The organism is Paenibacillus sp. N119s, from assembly GCF_059447605.1.
In genome coordinates this window covers 1-3,050 of record NZ_JCAJRU010000372.1, presented here as the reverse complement: position 1 = coordinate 3,050, position 3,050 = coordinate 1, and the positions used below count along the sequence as shown (strand labels likewise).

Genomic DNA, 3,050 nt, shown 5'->3' with positions numbered 1-3,050 from the left:
TTTGAATCATAGTTGATGCTCCAATCGTTTTTCTCAAATCATATCACAAAATTCTTTAGTTTTCAGACACGTCCTAGTCAATGTATTTGTGCAAACCATCCATCTATACGGTGATAAACTATCATATCTTTAATGCTAGTAGCAACCCCGTAGAATTTGAAGTAAGCCTAATAGAACAAATAGAGATAATAACAAGGAGTTGTGAGGGTTTGTTTATAGATCACTCGCCCCATCAATCAAATCCACGAATTGTAGCGCAAAGATGACTGCTACGTGTTCCTTGTAGGGGATCATCTTTTCTAAATAGCAACGATGAGAACTTGAAATGTAAGCAACCAAAGAAAAAATCATTTTTAATAAAGGGTTGACAAGAACAAAAAAGTATTATATCTTTATATCAAGATAAATAAATTAAAGATAAAACAACAGAAAATTATGAATAGGGAGGTATACACATGATTGCGATCTTAGAAAGAATTAACCAGCTTGCAAACAAAGCAAAAGATGTCGGGTTAACTGAAAATGAAAAAACGGAACAAATGGATCTTCGCAAAGAATACCTTCAAATCTTTCGGGGATCTGTACAAAGCATTCTCTTGAACGCTACGATTTATGATCCAAATGGAGATGATGTAACTCCTGAAAAACTTAGACGAGAGCAGGCCAAAATTGTTAAACCATGATTTTAATTTTGTTAAATATCTCTAATTTAAAAATCTTTAAATAATAAATATAATATGGAGAGTGATTTTATGTTGGCAAGTGGATTGTTGTTAATACGTTTGGTGGTTGGGTTGTTATTTGTGGGGCACGGGGCTCAGAAGCTTTTTGGCTGGTTTGGCGGCTATGGTCCAAAAGGTACCGGTGGTTGGATGGAATCCATCGGGATCAAGCCTGGGGTATTGATGGCTGTGACCGCTGGATTGATGGAATTGCTGGGAGGGGCTCTATTTACTGTAGGACTGCTCACTCCACTGGCTGCACTGTTGATTACGATGGCGATGCTCGGAGCGATTGTCAAAGTGCATGGTCAAAACGGAATCTGGGCAACCGCTAATGGATATGAATATCCGCTGGTCCTTATTGCTGTCGTCATCGGGATTGCGTTGACAGGGGCAGGTTCATACTCTATCGATGCAATACTTCATTAATACATGAGCTTAGGCCATTAAAAATGACCAATGATGAAATATAAGGATTTCTACAATGAAAAGGAGGGTTTCATATGTCACTTCAAACGACAGGTATCCATCATATTACAGCTTTTGCCGGTAATCCGCAGAAAAATGTCGATTTCTATGCAGGTATTCTAGGGCTTCGGTTAGTGAAGAAAACGATCAACTTCGACGCCCCTGAGGTTTACCACTTGTACTTTGGTAACGAGGCAGGAAGCCCCGGGACGATCATTACTTTTTTCCCTGCACCAGGAACTCCCAAAGGGCGAATCGGAGGTGGTCAGGTGGGCATAACCTCGTATGTAGTACCGCCAGGTTCGCTTGATTTTTGGCAGCATCGTTTGCAAAGCTTTGATATTCAAGTGACGAAAACAAGCCGGTTTAATGAACAATATCTTCAATTCGAGGATAATGAAGGCCTGCGTCTTGAGCTTGTTGAACGTGCAGAGGGAGCGAACAGTACCTGGTCTTACAGTGGTATTTCGGCTGATAAAGCAATTAAGGGATTCGGAGGCGCCGTGCTGTTTAGCACCAACCCACAGAAAACGATGGATGCATTGGAGAGCATACTCGGATTTACGAAGATCGACGAAGACGCCGAATATGCTCGTTATCAGTCCGCTGGAGAAATCGGCAACATTGTGGATGTTCCGCTCGTCAAAATGGGCTTAGGCTTCGGTGGAGCAGGCACGGTACATCACATTGCATGGCGCGCAAAAGATTTTGAGCAACATGAAGAGTGGAGAAGCGAAGTCCAGCATTATGGCTATCAGCCAACTCCAATCATCGACCGCCAATATTTTAATGCGATATATTTCAGAGAAGCGGGTGGCATACTGTTCGAAATTGCTACTGATCCACCGGGATTTGCTAACGATGAACCTGCTGAATCTTTGGGGCAGAAATTAATGCTGCCAGAGTGGTATGAACCACAGCGGGCTCAGATCGAGGCAAACCTGCATCCTATTGAAGTGAGAACATTAACAGATAAACAAAAGTAAACGAAATTACGAAATAGCTGCTGTTTTGCATCCAGATGAAGTCACGTAAATCCACAATCTCATTCGATTGTGGATTTTTCATTCGATGAATTACCTCCTGAAAATGAAATCATCCGCAATTAGCTTATATTTTGATTTGACTCTAGCCTTTCAGACTTTACCAGCATTTCTCGTAACACGTGGGCGACTCGGCTTTTCCGGTGCTCTGCTTTCTTTTTTATCATTCGTAATGATTGCTGGTATGCTGGGGTATTATTGTGATAATAGAACTGCTTGGCTGCCATGCGTAATGTCCTTTTTAACAACATGGCCGATGAACGTGTTAACCTGGAACGGAGTCCCCTGCGCAATACTCGCAGCGTATTTTTGTAGGTCTCAAAATCTTCGGATGGAGGGATGAGAGCGAATAAATTTAACGAGGAGTCATGGAATCCGTAAGTTTCATACATGATTCTCAAATTTTCCATATTTAAAACGTTACCTCTGAGATGGGTTGGATGTTCCTGATGATACCCGACCACCTCTTTGATGCAATAAAAGGGGATTTTCAAGCGATGCAGCCTATAGCCCAGATCCCAGTCTTCGAGTCCATATAGCACGAATCGTTCATTAAAACCTCCAATACGAATCAAGTGGCTGCGTCTGATGACCACACAACGAGTAACCAGCAGCATCCAGGGCGCTACGTCCGTGGAGGCAAATTGTTTTTGAGTACTGGGGGGAACCCTTGTGGGGCTAACGACTTTAGACAATGCACCTGTTTGATGAAGAATATCCTCAGGGGTGATGATCGGAGTAATTTCATTCGCTGTTTCAAAGCCGGGATTCCATAAGCCGGATTGTGTAAGTATGCTCCGGCAATGTTCTTTTTCTT

Annotated in this window: 4 protein-coding genes; 3 read left to right on the top strand and 1 reads right to left on the bottom strand. The window is 42.3% G+C overall.

Annotated elements, in window-relative coordinates:
* Positions 1-455 precede the first annotated feature (455 nt).
* The 3 genes from AC5V8P_RS24735 (at position 456) to AC5V8P_RS24725 (ending at position 2,176) form a co-directional block, all read left to right on the top strand.
* Complete coding sequence (locus tag AC5V8P_RS24735) at positions 456-683, top strand: DUF896 domain-containing protein (protein WP_064795585.1); 228 nt, start codon at positions 456-458, stop codon at positions 681-683.
* A 69-nt stretch (positions 684-752) separates the two neighbouring features.
* Positions 753-1,151 carry a DoxX family protein gene (locus AC5V8P_RS24730; protein ID WP_064795586.1) on the top strand — a complete coding sequence of 133 codons (399 nt, stop codon included), beginning with the start codon at positions 753-755 and terminating at the stop codon, positions 1,149-1,151.
* Between the two features lie 74 nt (positions 1,152-1,225).
* Positions 1,226-2,176: a ring-cleaving dioxygenase gene (locus AC5V8P_RS24725; RefSeq protein WP_064795587.1), complete on the top strand. Its 951-nt coding sequence runs from the start codon at positions 1,226-1,228 to the stop codon at positions 2,174-2,176.
* A gap of 119 nt (positions 2,177-2,295) precedes the next feature.
* On the opposite strand, the gene AC5V8P_RS24720 is transcribed toward AC5V8P_RS24725, so the two are convergent.
* A partial coding sequence (locus tag AC5V8P_RS24720) for a glycosyltransferase family 2 protein (protein ID WP_495473980.1) occupies positions 2,296-3,050 on the bottom strand: 755 nt, incomplete at its 5' end.